Genomic DNA, 19,250 nt, shown 5'->3' on the forward strand with positions numbered 1-19,250 from the left:
ACCTATATCCATTCATATATTATACCATTACAATACAATTTCTCCATATTATATGGCTAGTTACCTATAATATAATTTTCCAATTAATAAAAGAAGACCATGCCTTGGCACAGCCTTCTATCTCACATTTCCTTTTTGTTTTTTAGCTATTTTATAGTATTCCTGGCTCAACTATTAATTTATATAAAGGATCCACTTATCTCCATAAACTAAAAACATACTAACTATCATTATGCCTATAAATTTATCTTTCCTACCTCCTCTAGATATGCTTCTAAGGATATGTGTCCTCCAGCAAATTGACCCTCTAGTATTGTAAGTTTTTCAATCTTTGTTAAAGGTCTTTCACTATCAATATGTATAGCCTCTTCTTCATTTTCCAGAGGCTCTATTATATGTTTAAGTTTATCATAAGCTTCAAAGTATCTAAGTCCAAATACCCTCTGTGAAGCTGCGTTAATATGAATACCATCTGGATTTGGTGTTAGTCCTGACGCTGTTACGAAATAACAATTCTTATTTGCCTTAGCAAACTCCATTATTACCTGGGTTACTTCAGGATGTTCTGGAAAATAACTTCCCAAGAAGCCATTTCCTAAATACTCTCCTATTCCACCCATAATAATAGGCATATTTGGCTCATCAAGTTCCCTTCGAAAAGCTTCAATGACTTTTAAAAACTTATCATAATAAAGTTTGTAGCGTCCTGGAGCACATTCATTTTCACCTTGATGCCATAGAATCCCATCAAGCTTGCTGCTTTCTTTTGCTAGCTTTGCTTGGAATATGGCGTGTTTAAATAGCGGTCCCTCTTCTGACCAATCATCTATACTTGTAGAGCCTTCAGCACAAGGTATTAATCCTATTTCTTCGTTTTGGTTCTTCTTACACCATGCAGCAGCAAAAGAAGCTGCAGGCCCGACTCCTGAATAAGGTCTATCAAAATTAATAGGCTCGGTCATGATCTGCCATCTTCCATTACGGAGCATTTTTATACGTTCATTGCAAATTTTAGGAACCTCTTTTAAGAATCCACGGCCAGCCATATTTGATTGACCAACCATTAAAAAAGAATGTATCATAAATATATTTTCCTCCTTTGTTTAGTATTGCTGAAATATACTCTTATTTTATAATCAAACGCACTACTTTCCTAGCTCAAAAATAATATATAGTTATTTTTGAGCTAGGATTATGTTCTTCATTTCCACACTTTTCAATTATTTAATCAGAGACTCTTAATAAATGAAATTATAGCTGCACTGATATCCTCTGGTTTCTCTTGTTGAGCCCAATGTCCACAATCTTCAAGAAAGATATTCTTACGAAGGTTTGGAACTAGTTTATGCATATCTAAAATTATTTGATCCATTCCTGGCATACTTAAACCAACATCTCTGCTCCCAACTATGAATTGAGCTGGAATTGTTACTTTCATCCCATTAAAACAACTTAATAATTCTCTATTTCTATCTAAATTACGATAATAATTTAATCCACCTCGAAAACCTGTTTTAGCAAATGATTCAGCATATATCTCTAAGTCTTTTTCTTTAAGCCAAGAAGTTATTTTAGGCATTGGTAATGCTGAAAGCAATCCCTTCTCTCTTGATACCATGCTAAACGGATTAGGAGTTCCATCGTTACACTTACGTGGACCTGCATCTCCAGATGCTGAGTAGAACAAATTATGAACTGTAAAATATGAATTTTTCTCAAATTCTTTTTCTGCTACACCTGGTGTTTGGAAATATAAGGTGTAAAATAATTCCTTGTCATTCTGAGGAAAAACAGTAGTTGGAGGAATTGGAGGTTGAGGCATCATTGGTACTGTTAATGCTACTATTCCTCGGAATCGATCTGGTCTTAATAATGCTGCATTCCATGCAATTGTTGCTCCCCAATCGTTTCCTACTATAACTGCTGTCTCTTCATTTAATGCATCTAACAATCCAATTATATCTCCAACTAAATGAAGAATCGTATATTGATCAATATCTTTAGGCTGCTCTGTATCTCCAAAGCCTCTCAAGTCAGGTGCTACAACATGAAAACCTTCTTCAGCTAATACTGGAATCTGATGTCTCCATGAATACCACATTTCTGGAAAGCCGTGTAGTAATACTACAAGTGGTCCTTCACCTTGTTCTGCTATATGCATTTTAATATCATTTGTTTCAATAATTCTATGTTTCAATCCACTCATCTTACTTCTCCTTATACATATCATTTATAAATATTATCATAATCATATGCTTATTAAACACGTGTTGCTCAGCCGATTTATGCATGTTATGATTATAATGCACTAAAATTAGCTATTCAACCAACAAAAATGCTATACTGTTGGTTCTTTAATAAAGACATAATTATAATTTGGATTTTATTAAAAATAAATTCTCATTAATATAAGAAAGGTAGAAACGTGATGTCAAAATCTCCAGAAAATAGTAAGCATGCATTTAATACTCGTAATTTAATTCAAGATACATTTCTTTCATTGACAAATGAAAAATCCTTTGAAGATATAACTGTTAAGGATATTTCTGAAAGAACACCAGTAAATCGTTCAACCTTTTATTCTCATTTTGAAGATAAATTCGATTTATTAAGTTCCTTTGTAACTGATACATTAATGAAATTTGTATCTGAAAAAATTCATTCTGACACAAAGTTAACTGAGGATACTTTACGAGATTTAATTCTTATAATGTATGACTTCCATATGTACATAGGGACTAACTATACAAAATTATATAAATCCGCAAGTGTATTAATTGATATCAAAGTCCAACTTAAATTACAAGATATCATACTAACGATGCTAAATAACATTAAACTTTTTTCAAAGAATGAACAAGATAAATTAGAATTGCTTACTGTTATGATTAGCAGCGGTATATATTGCTCCACTAAACGTTGGTATAGCAAAGGTGACTTGAAAGACACTTCTTCATTAGTGAAAGAAGTCCTTCCTTTTATGGCTGCAGGATTAAAGTCTGTAATTCATGAGTTATAATAGCTATAAAAAATCCGATAAAGTGATTTTCTTCAGTGAATTTTGAGCATCTGACTTTTCCAAACCTAAGTAAGGAAATTCTGGCAGACACATATTTCTTCTTTTTTATACTTTCAGTCGAATTTATATTTAAGCCTTCTAAGCATACTTATCAACCGATAAATTTGAAATATAAATCTTAATGAAAAGAAATCCACGACAAGTTTGCCGTGGATAACTGTAACTATAAATACCGCTATATAATCATTATTTTTAAGCTTGAACCTTTATATTAGAAAATCTCTTAAATTCAAATAATCCAGCGTCAGTTAATTTGATTTCTGGTATAACTGGAAGAGTTAAGAAGGATAAAGTTAAAAAAGGATTAAAGTCTTTGTTAGCTTCTATTACACTTAGTGATTCATTTAAAGTGCGTAGCTGCTCTTGAACTTCTAAATAACTATTTTCAGACATTAAACCACCTATAGCTAGTGGCAGGGATGCTACAACTTCTTTTCCTGAAGCAACTACTATTCCTCCCCCCATCTCTATAAGACGATTAACCGCTAAAAACATTTCTTTATCAGAGGTTCCAACAACAACGATGTTATGGGAATCATGAGCTACGGTAGTTGCAATAGCTCCTTTTTTTATACCAAAGCCTTTAACAATTCCAAGGCCAATATTTCCTGTTGAGTGATGCCTTTCTATAACGGCAATCTTTAATTGATCCTTAAAAATAGAAGTACTAAACATTCCTTTATTTATATCCACTTTTTCAACTCTATGATGTGTAATTAAACTATTAGGAACTATCTCTATTACATTGCATAAATCAGAAGATAAAGGTATCTCTAAAGCATCTTCTTTTAGTTCTTTCATATTTATCTTAGGCAATTTCAAGGTTAAGATCTTACTAACATCTTCAGCTTTAATGACTTCCTTATTTACTTTTCCACTATCTACAACACATTTCCCTCTTTTTACAACCTTATCAATTGTAATATTATTCAGGTCATCTAGTATTAATAAGTCCGCCTGATACCCAGGTGCCACCGCTCCAAAACTACGAAGTCCAAAAAATTCAGCTGCATTAATAGTTACCATTTGGATGGCTGTCACTGGATCTATTCCTTCTTTTATAGCAAGTCTTACATTATAATCTACGCTGCCTTCTGCTATCAAATCATCAGGTAATTTATCATCTGTCACAAGAATACATCTTCTTGAATTTACTGGAGTAATCACTGGAAGTAACTTTTTCAGCTCTTTAGCTGCAGTTCCTTCTCTAATCATTAAATACATACCTAATCCTAATCGATCCTTTGCTTCCTCAACATCCACACACTCATGATCTGCATAGATTCCTGCTGCTACATATACATTTAGTTCTTCTTTTGTTAATCCTGCTGCATGGCCATCTATAATTTTCCCATTTGAATGTGCATCGGTAATTTTCTTTAACATTCCTTCATTTAAGTTTAATATGGATGGGAAGTCCATAACTTCTGCAAGCCCCAAAACCCTTGGATGTGAGTAAAATGGGTTTAGGTCTTCTCCATTTAGTATTGCTCCACTGCTTCCAAAGGAGGTTGCTGGAACACAAGAAGGAAGCATAATAAATACATCTAAAGGCAATTCTTCTGATGCGTTTAACATAAAGTTAATCCCTTCTGTACCTGCGACATTTGCAATCTCATGAGGATCTGCCATCACTGTAGTAACCCCATGCTGAACAAGAACCTTTGATAATTCACGAGGTGTAAGCATTGTGCTTTCTATGTGCATATGACCATCAATAAACCCTGGAACTATAAACTTTCCCTCAGCATCTATAATCTCTTCCCCTTCATACTGACCAATACCAGCTATAAATCCATCTACCATGGCTATATCACCTTCAGTAATATCTCCAGTAAAAACATTCACTATCTTTCCGTTTTTAACAACGCAATCAGCTTTTATTTCCTTACTTGCTACCTTAATTCTCTTCTTTAAAATATTCATATCATTCTTCATATAATGCACTCCTTACTAAAATCATTAATTTTATCTAAACTACCAAATTACTATGTACTTTTTATCTGTGATTCTTTTTGCGTATCTTCTTTTTTTTAAGCGTATGTGAAGGAATCTTGACAGGTGATAAGTTCTTCTTTTTACTCTTTACGGATGTACTACTTCGTAATAAAATTTATATTTTTAAATTCAAAATAGACTTTAATATGGCTAAAAAATATAAAAAAATCCTGATTACGAAGAAAATGAGTCAACAATTTTCTTTGTAATCAGGATTTTACGGTTCCTGGTAGAGACCCTCAACCCATATTGTTGAGGTTATACGAACGATTTTCTCTATTAATTTTTAATAATTATAGCTTAATATAAATATATTGTCAATTTATAACTTTAAAAAATTAATAATATTCAACCTTCTGGTATATATATATTATTTGTTGTAGTCTTCCTTTAGGTAACCGTATATCTCTAAATCTACCACGCCCTTGCCAGACCATAAACTAGCTTGTCTAAGTAAGCCTTCCTTCATGAAGCCATTCTTTATAAGTACATGCTTTGAAGCCATGTTTTTAGGCATAACCTCTGCTTGAATACGATTAATATTTGCCGTTTCAAATAAAAACTTAATCAACAAGCTTAGAGCTTCTGATGCGATACCTTTGCCCCAATTTTTTTCTGCAAGGAAATATCCTACAGTGACCATATTAACCTTTTGATTAAAATCCATTGCTTCAATAATTCCAACCAATTTATTGCTATGATTTTTAGAAAATATTCCCCACTTAATCCTGCTTCTCTTATTATAATCCCTCTCAAAATGACCAATCATCTTTTCTACGGTATCAATATTATTCTTTGGAATAATACCACAAAACTCAAATACCTTCTCATTATTATAGATTTTAAACACTTCTTTAACATCTGTTTTTTCAATTTTTTTTAATATTATATTTGCAGATTCTAAAACAGGAAAATCCCCAAAAATCATATCTATGTTCATCTTCACCCTTTTCTCCTTTTCTATGTTTATTCTTTATGAAGGTTTCATTTAACTGGTATGTATATTTTCATTTTCATCCTGTCAGGATACATCGAATTACATACATCCGTCACCTCAAAATCCGGCCCCTCTCTCCTTTCATAATTAGAATTAGGTAGCCATGTTTTATAGATATATCTCCAGGTGTTTTGAGCTATTTCTACCGAACCAGAAATATTAAATATAGCATATTTTCCTTCAGGTATTTCCAGATTAACAAGATTACACTCTAATCCATCGCTTGGACATTTTACAGCTTCTCCTACAAGAAATGAAAACTGACCATCATCTTGATAATTACAACTTATTCCATAGGAAAATGCTGGTGCAATTCTCTCAGAAATTCTCATATAATATTCATTTCTACCAAAATCATGATAAAAACCTGGAATCTCACTAAAATATTGCTCATCAATCAGATTTGTTTTGTATTCATATCCAACTATATAAGTTCTGCTAAGATCAATAATTTCAGGTTTATCCATATCCAACTCTCCCTGTATTTTTTTCTCATAATCCATAAAGTTGATTTTATGAATAAGATTTATTCTGCTTTCCTGTGACTTTCGATACTTATAGGGAGTTATATTAAAACAACCCTCAAAAGCACGTGTAAAAGCTTCCTGAGATCCATACTGAAAAGCAATTGCTATTTCTAATATATTTTTATCTGTTCTTTTAAGCAATATAGCGGCTTCCGTCATCCTTCTTTTTCTTATATAACTCTGAACTGAAAAGCCTGAAATTGCTTGAAATATCCTTTGAAAATGAAATGCTGAAAAGTAAGCTTTTGATGCTATATCTACAATATCAATATTTTGTTCAAGATTCGTTTCAATAAATTCAATTGAATTTTGTATTCTATGATAATAGTTCATTTCTTTCTTATACCTCCTGAAAACCATTTACAAATATTGTACAATATTTGTAAATGGTTTTCTTGATAATCTGTGCTATTAATTTCAGTTTATACTTTTCTTATATTTACCAATTTAAAATAAAAGTTATATAACTTTCATTACAGTAAAAATAATAACCGTAGTGCTAAACTACGGTCAAATTAATCTATTTTATTAAGTATGCGTGTAATATGTTTAGCTGCCTTACCTAGTTCTTCATCTAAAATCATATGTCCACTATAATTAAAATCCACAATTTCTAATTCTTTTACAAATTCTTTATACTTTAATACATCATCGTACGTTAAATATCTTCTACCATATCAATATATTATTTCTTATCTTGTAACCTCCTCATAAATCATATCTACTACTTCATTTAATTTTAATTCTTTACTTATAAATGTCTCTGGAATAATGCCTAACAAATCTCTTTCATTCCACCATTTTCTCATATCTTTTTCTCCAAAATCCTGAGCATTTGGTTTTTGTTTATGCCGATTTAAGGTTTCTTCGAAAGGTATATCAAAGTAGTAAGCAAAGATTTGATTATCAAATTCATGAAGTAAACTTTTAAGTAGCCCTTCATACCACTTTGAATTTAAAATTCCTTCTAAAATTACAATATCACAATGTTTCTTTCCATATATCACTAGCTCATTTAACAAATCACTTGCTTTTGTATCAGGTCCATCTTTTACAAATAGCATTTCTCTTCTAACCACATCTTGTGAGATTAGCATTGTACCTTGTCCAAATTTCTTTTGTAGCGCCTTAGCTGTTGTAGTTTTACCACTTCCTGAATTGCCCCTCAGAATAATTAGCTTTACCACTTTGTTCACCTTTAATATCCTTCTTAATTTATGGAATTACTGATTTACTTACTTTTACACTATTTCATCAACTATAAGCTATAGCATTATTAAAATCAATTATATATTTACTATTATACCATTAAAATACATTTTGTATGATATATTAGTACCAAAATTATGTTCGAGTTACTTTACTCTATACTTCCAATTTAAGTGTATTATAGTAAAGTTAATAAAAATCGGCTTTAATGATAAATCAGTCATAATCACTAAATCCTTAAAGAAAAAGCAGAAGTAATATTCGTAAATAAGAATACTAAATCTGCTTTTTCTCTAATCTCTATTAATTAAAGTTACTGGAATACCTAGATTTCTAATCATCAACTTATCTATTCTTAATCTTTCTTTACAAAAAGAAAATACACCTTCTCTTCCTGCTAGTTCATGTTTTTTTCCATAATTCGTGTTACTAACCCAATAAGCAATTTCATCAATCCAATCTTTTCTTGATTCATTTGGTGCTTTTCTTTCATCTGCTGCTTTCATTATTACTTTTTCAACATCAGAAGGATCAATATAGACAATACATGGATTTAGGCATTTTACTTTACTTAACAAATTAGTAAGATAGGTCAAAATTTCTTCATCGCTTTTTTCATATACACCTAATAACTCAAAAATATGATTTTGAAGAAAAGCACATTCAAATATATAAATAGTATCATCTAATAGGGCTTTCTCAGCAAAGTTCTCCCAACGCCTTAGATGAATTTCTGTAAATTCCTTTAAGCTACGTCTACCATCACATATTTCTTTTGCTGCAACCTCGCCTACGAGTCCCCAATAACATCCCTCTGGAAAGTCTATCTTTGTATAAGCTAAGATAAAATGCTCTTCTTCCCTTCGAGTTTGTATTTCAATTCTATGCTTAAGTTCCTCTTTGCTAATAGTCTTTTCTGAAGTTTCCCACATTTCTAAACACTTTGATAAGAAATTATTGTATTCTTCTTCACTTAGATAAGCGTTCCATGACATATCTGCTGGGTGAGACATTCCTTCTTCGTAAAGTACTACCTTTTTACCCTCTGCTATTAGCTTTTCTTTTATTTTTCTTGATGTAGTAGTCTTACCTGCGCCTGGTATACCTTCTACCATTATAAGTTTATTCTCCATATTTCTCTCCAATTCAAATTACAATTTACCACTTTTCTTAATATGAACCACTTCATATTAGAATTTACATTATAAAATTCTTCTCTCAAAACCCAGATGGTTTTGAAAATAAATTTCGGCTTGAAGTGTTTTATCTTTATCACAGCCATTCTTTTGCATGTTCTCTAATAAAATCAATTTCTGTTAAATACAAATCCCTATGTCCATCTTCCATCATTGTGCGAAAAACACTATTTCCATTTTTAGCTTCACTATAAATTAAATCAGCAAGTGACTGTAGTCTAGCAATCATTTGCTCAAATAAATCATAAGGACATTTCATTCCATATGCATCAAAAAATGCACCAATACTATTCTTTCTAAACTCCTTGTCTATATCAACATCATAGCTCCTATATTTCTGTTTCTCAGCGTCGTAAACTTTTTCACTAAATGGAACAAACCTGTAAAGTGCATATACGATATCCCATATCCTAGGAGCAGGACAGCATGTATCAAAATCAATCATTCCATATGGAATATCGTCAACAAAGGTTATATTATATGGTGCAATATCATTGTGGCATATAACTTCTTTTTCTAAAGGTCCATTATAAGAAAACATCCACTTATCTTCATCTGTTCCTTTAAATGATAGTGTTGCATCATGAAATCTACGGATCATTACAGCTACTTTTTTTATAATTGATAACTGCTCGTTTTTATCATTAGTAAAAGGATAATTATCTTTGCATTCTCCAGGAACAAATGATAACACTTCCATTCCACTATTATCGATCCCTATAAATCGCGGACCATTAGTATATCCGACTTTTTCTAGATGCCGTAATACGCTGTGTATTGTTGAGCTCCAAGCTTTTTGTTCCCTAAAGACTGTTTCATTCTGCTTATACACACTTGTTGAATTACCACCTAATAGTCTTTCAAATTCGTTTTCCACAAGTATACCTCCAGCAACATTAAGCATATATTAATAATTTTACTTTGCTCTTTTTATTAATCAGAAAATTACAGATTCATCTTTAAGCTTATATGGATGTACCACTTCATATTAAAACTTATATTTTAAAATTCTATCACCAAAAGCCGTTAGAGTTTTAAAAATAGATTTCGGTTCTACCTGGTACATCCTTAAATAGTTTTGGTAAAATAATAGCGTTTTCCTGTCAAAGGATATTCTTCTAATGCAAACACTTCCTTGTATCCATGCTTTTTATAAAAAATAGGTGCTTGAAAACTGAAAGTGTCTAAAAATACATACTTACACCCTCGTTCTTTTGCTGTTTTTTCTGCTTGCATTAAAATTTGGCTACCAATATTCTGTCCTCGTAGTTCTTCCCTTACCCACAAAAACTTTACAAACAACCAATTGCCATGTGTGTGTCCAATAAGTCCTGCAAGTTTTTTACCTATTCCATCTTGTAGATAAATCCCTAAATCCTTTGGATTTTTGTCTTCAATTCTTGCTAAATTATATTCCAGTAAGCCCTTAATAATCTCTTCTTTGTCTTGCTCTTTAATTTCATCAGTTATCTCAAAATTCATTTTAAGTTTACTCTCCTTATCTACCGTGTAGGCATCTATAAATTAGAATTTATCTTATTACTTCTAATAATTCATTTAGCGATTTAATCACAATAAAACTTTTATTATTACTATCATTATCATGTTTACGGTTTATAAAAATCGGTGTAAAGCCAAAATTTTTAGCCCCTAGAACATCAGCATCAAAGTTATCTCCAATAAAATAAACTTGTTCCATTTCGATGCTAGCGTCATACTTTTTAATATCATCAAATACAATTTTAAATAAATCTTTATGCGGTTTCCTTATCTTGTAATCCGCACTAAAATGTATATTAACAAAATATTTTTCTAAATCATACTTGTTAATGAATTTTTTCATTACATTCTTTTTAAATATGGAATTACTTAATAAATAAACTGGAATTTCCAATAACTTAAGTTGCTCTAAAGTAGAAATAGTGTCATTAAACAATTCAGTAGTATTTATTTCAAGCGCACAATTAAATAAAATTTCTTCTAGCGGATACTCCACTTTAAAGCCATATTTATTTTTAAAATCTAAAAGTTCATCTTCAAATGCTACTTCTGAATTATCCTCGTTTCTTTTATCATAAAGTCCTTTCCAATATGTAGCTGCATAATCTAGAAATCCAACTTTATCAGTATCCTTTGATAAGATATTTTCATGTAGATAAGACAAACCCGAATTAAAATCAAATTTAATGTCATGAAGCAATGTCTCAAATAAGTCAAAGACAATGACTCTAGCTTTTGCCATAGAACCCCTCCACAAATTATTAATATCAAAGTCAAAAAAAATAAACCTCTATATTTTTTCTTTTTAAAACGTGTATCTTAGTAATATATAAATTACTATTTCTCGTGTTTATTTTATTGCCTTTAAATGCTGAAAATGTATTCCTATATGTCCTATACCAAGTATAATAGCAGAGGCAATCAGCCAAATGACCTTCCCATAAATGCCTAATAACATAAAAGCTATAACAGGCAAACTTGCAAGAGGCACTGGAATCCCATAGAAACTACGATAAAAGTTTTCTTCTGTATGTTCATTTATAAAATATTTAATCCAACAAACCTCATAAAATAACATCAGTAAAAATGATACTATAAGCCACAAACTCCATATTGAAAATGGAGCAATATTAAAATCACTAAAAATCAATATGCTGCATGTACAACATGCTTGACCTATACGTTCAAATAATAATAATATTTTGTTTTCTTTGGTATTATCATAATCTATCGGCTGATTCTTACTCCAAATTATATTAGGAATAAATAACATTAATAAATATATTAGTCCTACATATGAAAATCCTAAGTGCCCAAACATATGATATCTCCTTTACAAATTACTATTTACAGTGAACTAAATAGTTACTTATCTTCTTAATTATAGCATATTATGTAAACATAGTATCACTTATGGAACTGTATTTCACTTATAAAAATAATTTTGTTAAAGTTATTTCAATGGTTCAAGTTATAAGTTCATTTATTTCTCACATGTTTCATGCCTATCTGTTATAGGTACGTTTTTTTATATTATGGAACATATAACTCCGCAATAATATACTATAGTCCAAAAATTTTAAGAAGTATAATTTATAAAAATACTTAAAAGGAGTATGCTTTATGAACATTACATCTTTTTTAATATACTGCTTTATTGTTACATTTACACCTGACCTACAAATATTGTTATATTATCCACAGTCCATAATTTAGGAACAAGAAAAGCAATGAGATATGTATATGGAGCAACTATTGCTTTTGGGCTATTACTAGCTGATAAAAGGACTTACTTTATCAAAGCAAGTCCTTTTTCATTAAAATTCAATTCACCTTAATTTATGAATCTACTCTATTTTCATCTCCAATCGCTAGAGTTTTTCAATGTAATTTCTATTAATTTACTCATTGGTAATGATATACTTTTATCTTTATGGTACGCCAGTTGAGTTCTAAACTTATCGAATGATTCCGTTACTTCTAGAACCTTAAGACTTCCATCCTCTATTTCTTTATTAATTATATATAAAGGCAAAATTGAAATTCCTAGACCATTCATTATACATTTTTTTATAGCTTCTATACTTGAAAATTCTAAAGGATTAACATATTTTATTTTTTTCTGTTTTAAGTAATTTTCAAAAGCTATTCTCAAACTACACCCTTTTTCGGTAAATATTATATTCTCCCCATCCTCTTTACTTTCAAAATTTGTTGATAAAAATTCTAAATCTGCTTCTGGAGCACCAACGATGACCATACATTCATCCTTCAAATTTTTAACAACTAAATCACTATCCATAATTTCAGGTTCGATGGTAAAAACAATATCTAACTCTCCACTGTGCAATTTGCTCCTTAAATCACTACAAATAGAATTCTTTAAAATGATGTTTACTTTTGGAAAACTCTTTTTGTATTCCTTTAAGATTTTTCCTAAGCGATATATGGATAGAGATTCTCCAGCTCCAATAATTAAGTCACCGGATACATCATCCTTATCTGAAGTTATGCTCTTAATATTTCTATATGTATGTAATATTTGATTTGCATATGGAACCAATTTCTTGCCAACATTAGTCAAAACAATTTTTTTACCTATCCGATCGAATAAGGCTTCTCCTAGTTCATTTTCTAGAATTTGAATGTGTGATGTTATAGTAGACTGTGCATACCCTAAATGCTCTCCTGCTTTTGTAAATCCTTCAAGTTCAACTATAGTTATAAATGTTTGTAGATGCCTTATTTCCATTAATCACATTCCTTTATACTTCAAATATTTAAAACAATATTATCATATATTTCGATTATTAACATCATTTATTTCAATTTTACTGATGGTTCCCATGGAGTTATAATTAAGAAAACCAAATCTCAAATATATATGATCAAAGGAGTTGTTTGATTATGAAAAAAGTATTGTTACTTCTTGCTGATGGTTTTGAAGCTGCAGAAGCTAGTGTATTTACTGATGTTATAGGTTGGAATAAATTAGAAGGAGATGGTACTACAGATTTAGTAACTGTTGGAATAAGAAAAAAATTGAAATGCACCTTTAACTTCACAGTGATTCCTGAAATGCACATAAGTGAAGTGGATATTGATGAATTTGATGCACTTGCAATACCAGGAGGATTTGAAGAAGCAGGATTTTATAAAGATGCTTTTAGTGAAGACTTTTTAAACTTAATTAGAGAATTTGACAGAGCAGGAAAAATAATAGCTTCTATTTGTGTTGGTGCACTTCCTATTGGAAAAAGCGGAGTACTGTCTGGCAGAAATGCTACAACATACAATTTAGGAGATGGTATAAGACAAAAACAATTATCCGAATTTGGTGCAAATGTTCTTGGTTACGAGCCTATTGTTGTAGATAAAAATATAATTACTTCCTATAATCCTTCCACTGCTTTCGATGTAGCTTTTAACCTTTTAGAAATGCTTACATCTAAAGAAAATTGTACCAATGTTAAAAAGTTAATGGGATTTTAACTAAACAACAAAATGTGTCATCCACAGATTTTGTTTATTAAGTATAAGGGTAGTTTATCTACCCTATCCTATTCTAAAAATTCTACGTCACTTATGGTAAATTTTAATGTATTAGTCTAGATAATATAAATATCAAAATATCATTTTATAGCTTATTTATACTAAAGCTTTAATAACAAAAAATAAAACTGGAACAAGCAAAGATGGTAAAAAGTTTAAAACTTCTATTTTCTTAATTTTCAATATGTTTAATCCTGAGCTTAATATCAAAATGCCACCAATTATTGATATCTCATTTAGTAAGTCAGTAGTCATATATGCTGATACAATATTAGCCGATAAGTAAATTAAACCTTGCCATATAAATAGTATAAAAGATGAAATTGCTATACCAATTCCAAAATTTGAAGCTAAGACAATTGAAGTAATACCGTCTAGTATAGAGTTAGTAAATAGCAATGTATTATCTCCCTTTAAAGCACTTTCAAGCGGTCCTAAAATTGATAAGGTCCCTGCACAAAATAATAATACCGCTGTAGATAATCCTTCTACTAAATTATTCTTAGAAAACTTCCCTGCAATGCTATCAACTTTTCTTGTTAGGCCAAGGCTTTGTCCAATAAGTCCTCCTATGGCGATGCTTATAATAAATAAGACATGATAATTACTCTTAGAAATGCTATTTACAGCTGAACTAATACCTAGAACAGTTGCTGATAACCCCATTGCTTGTAGCATTATCTCTTTATATTCATCTTTTATTCCTTTTTTAAAAGCTGTTCCTAAAATACTTCCACTGATAATGGAAATACAATTTACTATTGTTCCAATCACTTTAACACCTCCAGTTATCTATGTTTGAAATTATAAAGTGTCCAGTAACTGGAGTGTCAATATCAATTTATTAATATCTGAATTTCAGTTATAAACTCTGATTTTTCAGTAGTTAAACCGAAATCTATAAGTGTTACCTCTATTGAATCATCGACAATTGTATATCCATTTTCCTTAATATATTTCAAAATCTCATCATAATATTTGGGAGAATCTTTATGAGTTCCATTAAAACGAATAGTTAGATAAACACCCTTAGGTAACACTTTCACTAATTTTTTATTGTATTTTTCGTTTTCTGCAAATGAAAAAATTGAATCATACTCATAGAATTTTCTATTTTCTAGATTATCTCTAGAAATCGATACACCTACTTTCCCATTGAAAATAGAAGCATTTTTTTTAGTCTTATTCTCTAAGTTTCTAATGGATAACTCTAAATCCATATCTGATTTTATTTTCTGTTTTAATAACACAATAGTTCTCTCGTCAAATTCAATTTCCTGAATTACATCTAATTTATCATATTGTCTTGCATAGTTAATTTGTTTTAATCTATTTTCAATTTTCTTTTCTATATCCTGCAGTTCTTTTATCTTCTTTCTTGTAATTTCTTTTTGTTGTCTTAATAATTCAGTTATGTTATCGATGCTACGCTCATTTAAATGAAAACTTATTGTACTCAAAGACATTCTAAGCGCTTTTAGATAAATTATTGTATTTAACTGCTCAAATTGCTCAGTTGAATAATATCTATAGTTATTAGTCTTATCTATATATATAGGTTTAAATAAATCTATTTCATCATAATATCTTAACGTTTTTATATTAAGATTAAACAACTTTGACATTTCTCCAATTGTAAATAAATCTTTCATAAGGTTTTTCTCCTGATCTTAAAATGCACTAATATATAATTTTGCTTTTTTTAATATAACGAAGACCTGTTTAAGCTCTTACAAAAATATTATTTGCTACTGTTATTGAATCTGAATATTAATTTATCTCCATCAAAAGTTGTGCCAAAAGTCTCTTGAAAGTTTCCAGAAGTATAATTGTTTATAGTTTTATGCCAAAACTTCTGACCTTTAAAATTTTTTGATGTAGGATTAGTATAGACTTCCCATTTACCTTGATGTTTATTAAAGATTTGTTTAGCTGCAGTTTTAGCAATATTCTTACCACGATAGGGTCTTAGTAAAAAATACTCCATAACATAATAATCAACATTCTTAGGTGCAAATTGCTTTGTAGAAACAAGGCAAAACCCAGCAGGTCTACCATCAACTATAGTAATATAAGGGAAAAGAATGCCTGGGTGTTCAAACCATGGATTTTGAATATCATATTGCTCTTCTAAAGTTTTGATAGTTTCTATCCCCTCTTCATAAATTCCAAATTCGTTAGGTACATTTCCATAAATTTCAGATAAATCATGCAAATATAAAGGATATATATTTTTAATAATTTTTGCATTTTCTTTAGTTGCTAAAATTACTTCTACCTTCATAATAAACTACCTTTCCATAATATTTAAAATCTCAAGTAATATATTACCAGAAAATTATAACATTCTTTATTACATACATTCAATTTTATAAACAACTATGAATAGATTTCGAGCATATCTATTTAATTCTGAAAATTAACTTTATTAGAATGCTTACAAAAGTCACTGCAAAGTAAAAAAGACACCAGCACTTGCATTACTGATGTCTATTATCTATAAAATTAGTTATATCTCATCCTAAATAAAACTGTTATGTCATGTTTGCGCTACCCCATTCACTTATTGCCTTTAATATAGGTGTCAGAGTAATACCTTTTTCTGTTAAAGAATATTCCACTTTTGGAGGAATCTGCTGATATTCCTCTCTGTGAACAATTCCATCGTTTTCTAACTCCTTTAATTGACTACTTAACATTTTATGTGTTATTCCAGGAAGAACTTTTTTTATTTCACCATATCTTTTTATTCCATCATTGAGAAGGTGCCACAATATAAGGAGTTTCCATTTTCCGCCTATAACATCCATTGTATACCCTGATGGGCACATGTAAGTAGACTGTTCTTGACTAGTATTCATAGTATCACCTCAATTAGTTTGTAATTTATATTAAAACGTAATAACAATAGCATAGACATTTTCTAAACAAGTATAATTTACACTAACTTTTTAGATAGTATATACCAATAAAGTGCGTACTTCTGTTTTAAATAATATTATATATAATGTAAGTATAACTCATACAGCTATATAAGTAAAATAAAATGCTAGTATAGCTTTTAATTTAAGGAGGATTTTAGGATGAATGAAACAATAAACAGTATCAAAAACAGAAGAAGTACAAGAGTTTTTTTACCAGAGCAAATTAAAGAAGAGGAATTGCAAATTATCATTGATGCAGGACTTAGTGCACCAAGTGCTCATAATCAACAGACCTGGCATTTTGCAGTGATTCAAAATAAAGAGATACTTGATCAATTAAGTAATGCTGCTAAGGAAGTTGGTAAAAATGTTGATGATGCGTTTATTCAACAATTAGCAAACAATGAAAAATTCCATGCTTTTTACAATGCACCTACGGTGGTAATTATTTCAGGAGATAAAAATGGATTTATGCCTGAGGTAGATTGTGCAGCTGCAACTCAGAATATGCATATTGCGGCAGAATCTTTAGGATTAGGCTCCTGCTGGGTTGGGTATATCTCATATTTATTAGGAAGCGAAAAAGGAGAAGACTATAAAAAGCAACTTGGAATACCAGCTACGCATCAACCATATTATGCAACAGCTATAGGATATAAAAAATCTAGTCGTAGTAATGCACCGACAAAAAGAGAGAATACAGTAAGTTATATTAAATAAATTTTCTGCGATTAATAGAAATTGTCTAATGCTACTATAGTGATTAAAGAATAAAGGAGAATCAAGCTTATGCCAGTAATAACAGTAGAAGGAACTAAACTAAATAAGGAGCAAAAAAGTAAGTTAGTAAAAGATCTTACAACATCGGCTGCAAAAATCATGAATGTACCTGAACAAGCATTTGTTGTTCTAGTAAAGGAAAATGATAAAGAAAATATAGGTGTTGGAGGTCAGTTGTTAACTGATAAATAATCAGTAATACAATGATGTGTACTTTAAACATATCTTAATAATAATGCTATGAAAAAGAGTTTATTATTGCCTCTAAAGGAGAATTTTTATTATGTCAAGAAAAGCTTTTACTGCAGCAGGAGCTGTTGCAGTTGGATCACATTCACATGCAGTTGAATCAGGAGATTTGATATTTTTATCTGGACAAACTCCCGTAGATTATGAAACAGGAAAACTTGTAGAAGGTGATATTGCAGTCCAAACAGAACAATGCTTTAAGAATCTTTTTAATGTATTGAAAGTAGCAGGCTTGAAAACTGACGATGTTGAAAAAGTGAATGTATTTTTAACCGATATGAGCAATCTCACAGCAATGCTCGAAATCTATTCTAAACAGTTTTCTTCACCATATCCTGCTCGTACCACTATTGGAGTATCATCTTTACCTCTAGGTGCTCAGATTGAAATCGAAATGATTGCAAGAAGAAAGTGATCTACTATAAATTAAAAGAAAAATCATAATCACAATATCATCTAAACAAAATAGGCTTAAAGTATTGATACACAATGCTCTAAGTCTATTTTCATATTTACTTATGATACTCTTCACAATACCATCTATAAGCAAGTTTTTTCAAATTCATAGCAAAGAGAAAAAGCACCCATTCGACAAAGAATAGTGCTTCACTCTTAATTAAATCCCTATCTAATTACTCCAATATACCTAATACAAAATATATGTTCTTAGGGATATTTTATATTAATAGACTTTAGCTTTTATTTATATTATCTTGTCATTCCAAATATTGCACCAGAAACAAAAGGTATCAACCATATAATCCAAACAACAATACTTAATTTGTGAAAGCTTGCTTTGGCTTTTTCATCATTCTTAACTAACACTACAGTTGCCCAAAGTGCATGAAAAAGCATTAAAATAATTGCAAGTAAGCCTGTGATGCCATGGAAATTAAGCTTAAAGCCACCTGAAGCAATCTTGCTCATAATTGTTGTTCCTGTAGTATCAAATATTAGGCCTACATAAAATACAGCTAAATGCCATTTTTTAAGTTCACCTTGAATTTTTTCACTCCATACACCAATTGTATACATTACAAGAGCTAATGTGATTGTTATTATTGCAGAAATTAACATAATAAGTTCCTCCTAATTTAAATATTTATTTTATATTTGTTTTAAAATTATTGATATCTACAGAAATGCCGTAACTTATATATCTACAATACTAAGAGCACTTCTCTTTATTATTAATGAAAATCCTCGACTTTGCGGCTGCTGCAGTAAGCCTCATTCCAC

The 19,250-nt window shown here is 30.3% G+C and carries 22 protein-coding genes and 1 riboswitch; of the genes, 5 read left to right on the forward strand and 17 right to left on the reverse strand.

Annotation, left to right across the window (positions count from 1 at the left end; all coding sequences use genetic code 11):
- Positions 1–236: 236 nt before the first annotated feature.
- Entirely contained in the window at positions 237–1,082 is an 846-nt protein-coding gene (locus tag J3477_RS18305) for a sialate O-acetylesterase (protein WP_206871386.1), read from the reverse strand.
- Positions 1,083–1,228: 146 nt separating this feature from the next.
- A complete protein-coding gene (locus tag J3477_RS18310; protein ID WP_206871387.1) occupies positions 1,229–2,206 on the reverse strand; it encodes an alpha/beta fold hydrolase in 978 nt (325 codons plus the stop codon).
- Between the two features lie 222 nt (positions 2,207–2,428).
- Between J3477_RS18310 and J3477_RS18315 the strand changes: the two genes are divergently transcribed.
- Positions 2,429–3,019, forward strand: a complete 591-nt coding sequence (locus J3477_RS18315; RefSeq protein WP_206871388.1) for a TetR/AcrR family transcriptional regulator — start codon at positions 2,429–2,431, stop codon at positions 3,017–3,019.
- Between the two features lie 252 nt (positions 3,020–3,271).
- On the opposite strand, the gene ade is transcribed toward J3477_RS18315, so the two are convergent.
- The 10 genes from ade to J3477_RS18365 form a co-directional block, all read right to left on the reverse strand.
- Positions 3,272–5,017 (reverse strand): adenine deaminase, encoded by a 1,746-nt coding sequence (gene ade, locus J3477_RS18320; protein WP_206871389.1) that lies wholly within the window; start codon positions 5,015–5,017, stop codon positions 3,272–3,274.
- A 246-nt stretch (positions 5,018–5,263) separates the two neighbouring features.
- Positions 5,264–5,363: riboswitch (purine riboswitch) on the reverse strand.
- An 84-nt stretch (positions 5,364–5,447) separates the two neighbouring features.
- Positions 5,448–6,017, reverse strand: a complete 570-nt coding sequence (locus tag J3477_RS18325) for a GNAT family N-acetyltransferase (RefSeq protein WP_228731318.1) — start codon at positions 6,015–6,017, stop codon at positions 5,448–5,450.
- 44 nt (positions 6,018–6,061) lie between these two features.
- Positions 6,062–6,934: an AraC family transcriptional regulator gene (locus J3477_RS18330; RefSeq protein ID WP_206871390.1), complete on the reverse strand. Its 873-nt coding sequence runs from the start codon at positions 6,932–6,934 to the stop codon at positions 6,062–6,064.
- Positions 6,935–7,293: 359 nt separating this feature from the next.
- Positions 7,294–7,788 carry a kinase gene (locus tag J3477_RS18335; protein WP_206871391.1) on the reverse strand — a complete coding sequence of 165 codons (495 nt, stop codon included), beginning with the start codon at positions 7,786–7,788 and terminating at the stop codon, positions 7,294–7,296.
- Positions 7,789–8,103: 315 nt separating this feature from the next.
- Positions 8,104–8,943, reverse strand: coding sequence for a P-loop NTPase family protein (locus J3477_RS18340; RefSeq protein WP_206871392.1), 840 nt, complete (start codon positions 8,941–8,943; stop codon positions 8,104–8,106).
- A gap of 139 nt (positions 8,944–9,082) precedes the next feature.
- Complete coding sequence (locus tag J3477_RS18345; protein WP_228731305.1) at positions 9,083–9,883, reverse strand: phosphotransferase; 801 nt, start codon at positions 9,881–9,883, stop codon at positions 9,083–9,085.
- Between the two features lie 191 nt (positions 9,884–10,074).
- Positions 10,075–10,488: a GNAT family N-acetyltransferase gene (locus J3477_RS18350; RefSeq protein ID WP_206871394.1), complete on the reverse strand. Its 414-nt coding sequence runs from the start codon at positions 10,486–10,488 to the stop codon at positions 10,075–10,077.
- A gap of 49 nt (positions 10,489–10,537) precedes the next feature.
- Complete coding sequence (locus tag J3477_RS18355) at positions 10,538–11,248, reverse strand: HAD family hydrolase (protein WP_206871395.1); 711 nt, start codon at positions 11,246–11,248, stop codon at positions 10,538–10,540.
- A 108-nt stretch (positions 11,249–11,356) separates the two neighbouring features.
- A complete protein-coding gene (locus J3477_RS18360; protein ID WP_206871396.1) occupies positions 11,357–11,827 on the reverse strand; it encodes a hypothetical protein in 471 nt (156 codons plus the stop codon).
- Between the two features lie 537 nt (positions 11,828–12,364).
- A complete protein-coding gene (locus tag J3477_RS18365) occupies positions 12,365–13,258 on the reverse strand; it encodes a LysR family transcriptional regulator (RefSeq protein ID WP_206871397.1) in 894 nt (297 codons plus the stop codon).
- A 155-nt stretch (positions 13,259–13,413) separates the two neighbouring features.
- Here J3477_RS18365 and J3477_RS18370 point away from each other — a divergent pair, with 155 nt between their 5' ends.
- A complete protein-coding gene (locus tag J3477_RS18370; RefSeq protein WP_206871398.1) occupies positions 13,414–13,998 on the forward strand; it encodes a DJ-1/PfpI family protein in 585 nt (194 codons plus the stop codon).
- A 156-nt stretch (positions 13,999–14,154) separates the two neighbouring features.
- Here the strand turns inward: J3477_RS18370 and J3477_RS18375 are convergent, their stop codons facing one another.
- The 4 genes from J3477_RS18375 to J3477_RS18390 all read right to left on the reverse strand — a co-directional run bounded on the left by J3477_RS18375 (position 14,155) and on the right by J3477_RS18390 (position 16,919).
- Positions 14,155–14,832 (reverse strand): DUF554 domain-containing protein, encoded by a 678-nt coding sequence (locus J3477_RS18375; RefSeq protein WP_206871399.1) that lies wholly within the window; start codon positions 14,830–14,832, stop codon positions 14,155–14,157.
- Positions 14,833–14,894: 62 nt separating this feature from the next.
- Positions 14,895–15,710: a MerR family transcriptional regulator gene (locus tag J3477_RS18380; RefSeq protein WP_206871400.1), complete on the reverse strand. Its 816-nt coding sequence runs from the start codon at positions 15,708–15,710 to the stop codon at positions 14,895–14,897.
- Positions 15,711–15,799: 89 nt separating this feature from the next.
- Positions 15,800–16,342: a GNAT family N-acetyltransferase gene (locus J3477_RS18385; protein WP_206871401.1), complete on the reverse strand. Its 543-nt coding sequence runs from the start codon at positions 16,340–16,342 to the stop codon at positions 15,800–15,802.
- Positions 16,343–16,592: 250 nt separating this feature from the next.
- A complete protein-coding gene (locus tag J3477_RS18390) occupies positions 16,593–16,919 on the reverse strand; it encodes a winged helix-turn-helix transcriptional regulator (protein WP_206871402.1) in 327 nt (108 codons plus the stop codon).
- A gap of 222 nt (positions 16,920–17,141) precedes the next feature.
- Between J3477_RS18390 and J3477_RS18395 the strand changes: the two genes are divergently transcribed.
- The 3 genes from J3477_RS18395 (at position 17,142) to J3477_RS18405 (ending at position 18,426) form a co-directional block, all read left to right on the forward strand.
- Positions 17,142–17,702, forward strand: a complete 561-nt coding sequence (locus J3477_RS18395; protein ID WP_206871403.1) for a nitroreductase family protein — start codon at positions 17,142–17,144, stop codon at positions 17,700–17,702.
- A gap of 69 nt (positions 17,703–17,771) precedes the next feature.
- Positions 17,772–17,954, forward strand: a complete 183-nt coding sequence (gene dmpI / locus J3477_RS18400) for a 4-oxalocrotonate tautomerase DmpI (protein ID WP_206871404.1) — start codon at positions 17,772–17,774, stop codon at positions 17,952–17,954.
- Positions 17,955–18,045: 91 nt separating this feature from the next.
- Positions 18,046–18,426, forward strand: a complete 381-nt coding sequence (locus J3477_RS18405; RefSeq protein WP_206871405.1) for a RidA family protein — start codon at positions 18,046–18,048, stop codon at positions 18,424–18,426.
- 293 nt (positions 18,427–18,719) lie between these two features.
- On the opposite strand, the gene J3477_RS18410 is transcribed toward J3477_RS18405, so the two are convergent.
- Positions 18,720–19,088, reverse strand: a complete 369-nt coding sequence (locus J3477_RS18410) for an HsmA family protein (protein WP_206871406.1) — start codon at positions 19,086–19,088, stop codon at positions 18,720–18,722.
- Between the last annotated feature and the right edge of the window lie 162 nt (positions 19,089–19,250).

Source organism: Clostridium zeae (assembly GCF_017312485.1).
GTDB lineage: Bacteria > Bacillota > Clostridia > Clostridiales > Clostridiaceae > Clostridium_AR > Clostridium_AR zeae.

What these genes read in the sequence shown, in the direction of transcription:
- J3477_RS18305 (WP_206871386.1), bottom strand. Translation starts at nt 1,082, where the DNA reads ATGATACATTCTTTTTTAATGGTTGGTCAATCAAATATGGCTGGCCGT.
- J3477_RS18310 (WP_206871387.1), bottom strand. Translation starts at nt 2,206, where the DNA reads ATGAGTGGATTGAAACATAGAATTATTGAAACAAATGATATTAAAATG.
- J3477_RS18315 (WP_206871388.1), top strand. Translation starts at nt 2,429, where the DNA reads ATGTCAAAATCTCCAGAAAATAGTAAGCATGCATTTAATACTCGTAAT.
- ade (WP_206871389.1), bottom strand. Translation starts at nt 5,017, where the DNA reads ATGAAGAATGATATGAATATTTTAAAGAAGAGAATTAAGGTAGCAAGT.
- J3477_RS18325 (WP_228731318.1), bottom strand. Translation starts at nt 6,017, where the DNA reads ATGAACATAGATATGATTTTTGGGGATTTTCCTGTTTTAGAATCTGCA.
- J3477_RS18330 (WP_206871390.1), bottom strand. Translation starts at nt 6,934, where the DNA reads ATGAACTATTATCATAGAATACAAAATTCAATTGAATTTATTGAAACG.
- J3477_RS18340 (WP_206871392.1), bottom strand. Translation starts at nt 8,943, where the DNA reads ATGGAGAATAAACTTATAATGGTAGAAGGTATACCAGGCGCAGGTAAG.
- J3477_RS18350 (WP_206871394.1), bottom strand. Translation starts at nt 10,488, where the DNA reads ATGAATTTTGAGATAACTGATGAAATTAAAGAGCAAGACAAAGAAGAG.
- J3477_RS18355 (WP_206871395.1), bottom strand. Translation starts at nt 11,248, where the DNA reads ATGGCAAAAGCTAGAGTCATTGTCTTTGACTTATTTGAGACATTGCTT.
- J3477_RS18360 (WP_206871396.1), bottom strand. Translation starts at nt 11,827, where the DNA reads ATGTTTGGGCACTTAGGATTTTCATATGTAGGACTAATATATTTATTA.
- J3477_RS18365 (WP_206871397.1), bottom strand. Translation starts at nt 13,258, where the DNA reads ATGGAAATAAGGCATCTACAAACATTTATAACTATAGTTGAACTTGAA.
- J3477_RS18370 (WP_206871398.1), top strand. Translation starts at nt 13,414, where the DNA reads ATGAAAAAAGTATTGTTACTTCTTGCTGATGGTTTTGAAGCTGCAGAA.
- J3477_RS18380 (WP_206871400.1), bottom strand. Translation starts at nt 15,710, where the DNA reads ATGAAAGATTTATTTACAATTGGAGAAATGTCAAAGTTGTTTAATCTT.
- J3477_RS18385 (WP_206871401.1), bottom strand. Translation starts at nt 16,342, where the DNA reads ATGAAGGTAGAAGTAATTTTAGCAACTAAAGAAAATGCAAAAATTATT.
- J3477_RS18390 (WP_206871402.1), bottom strand. Translation starts at nt 16,919, where the DNA reads ATGAATACTAGTCAAGAACAGTCTACTTACATGTGCCCATCAGGGTAT.
- J3477_RS18395 (WP_206871403.1), top strand. Translation starts at nt 17,142, where the DNA reads ATGAATGAAACAATAAACAGTATCAAAAACAGAAGAAGTACAAGAGTT.
- dmpI (WP_206871404.1), top strand. Translation starts at nt 17,772, where the DNA reads ATGCCAGTAATAACAGTAGAAGGAACTAAACTAAATAAGGAGCAAAAA.
- J3477_RS18405 (WP_206871405.1), top strand. Translation starts at nt 18,046, where the DNA reads ATGTCAAGAAAAGCTTTTACTGCAGCAGGAGCTGTTGCAGTTGGATCA.
- J3477_RS18410 (WP_206871406.1), bottom strand. Translation starts at nt 19,088, where the DNA reads ATGTTAATTTCTGCAATAATAACAATCACATTAGCTCTTGTAATGTAT.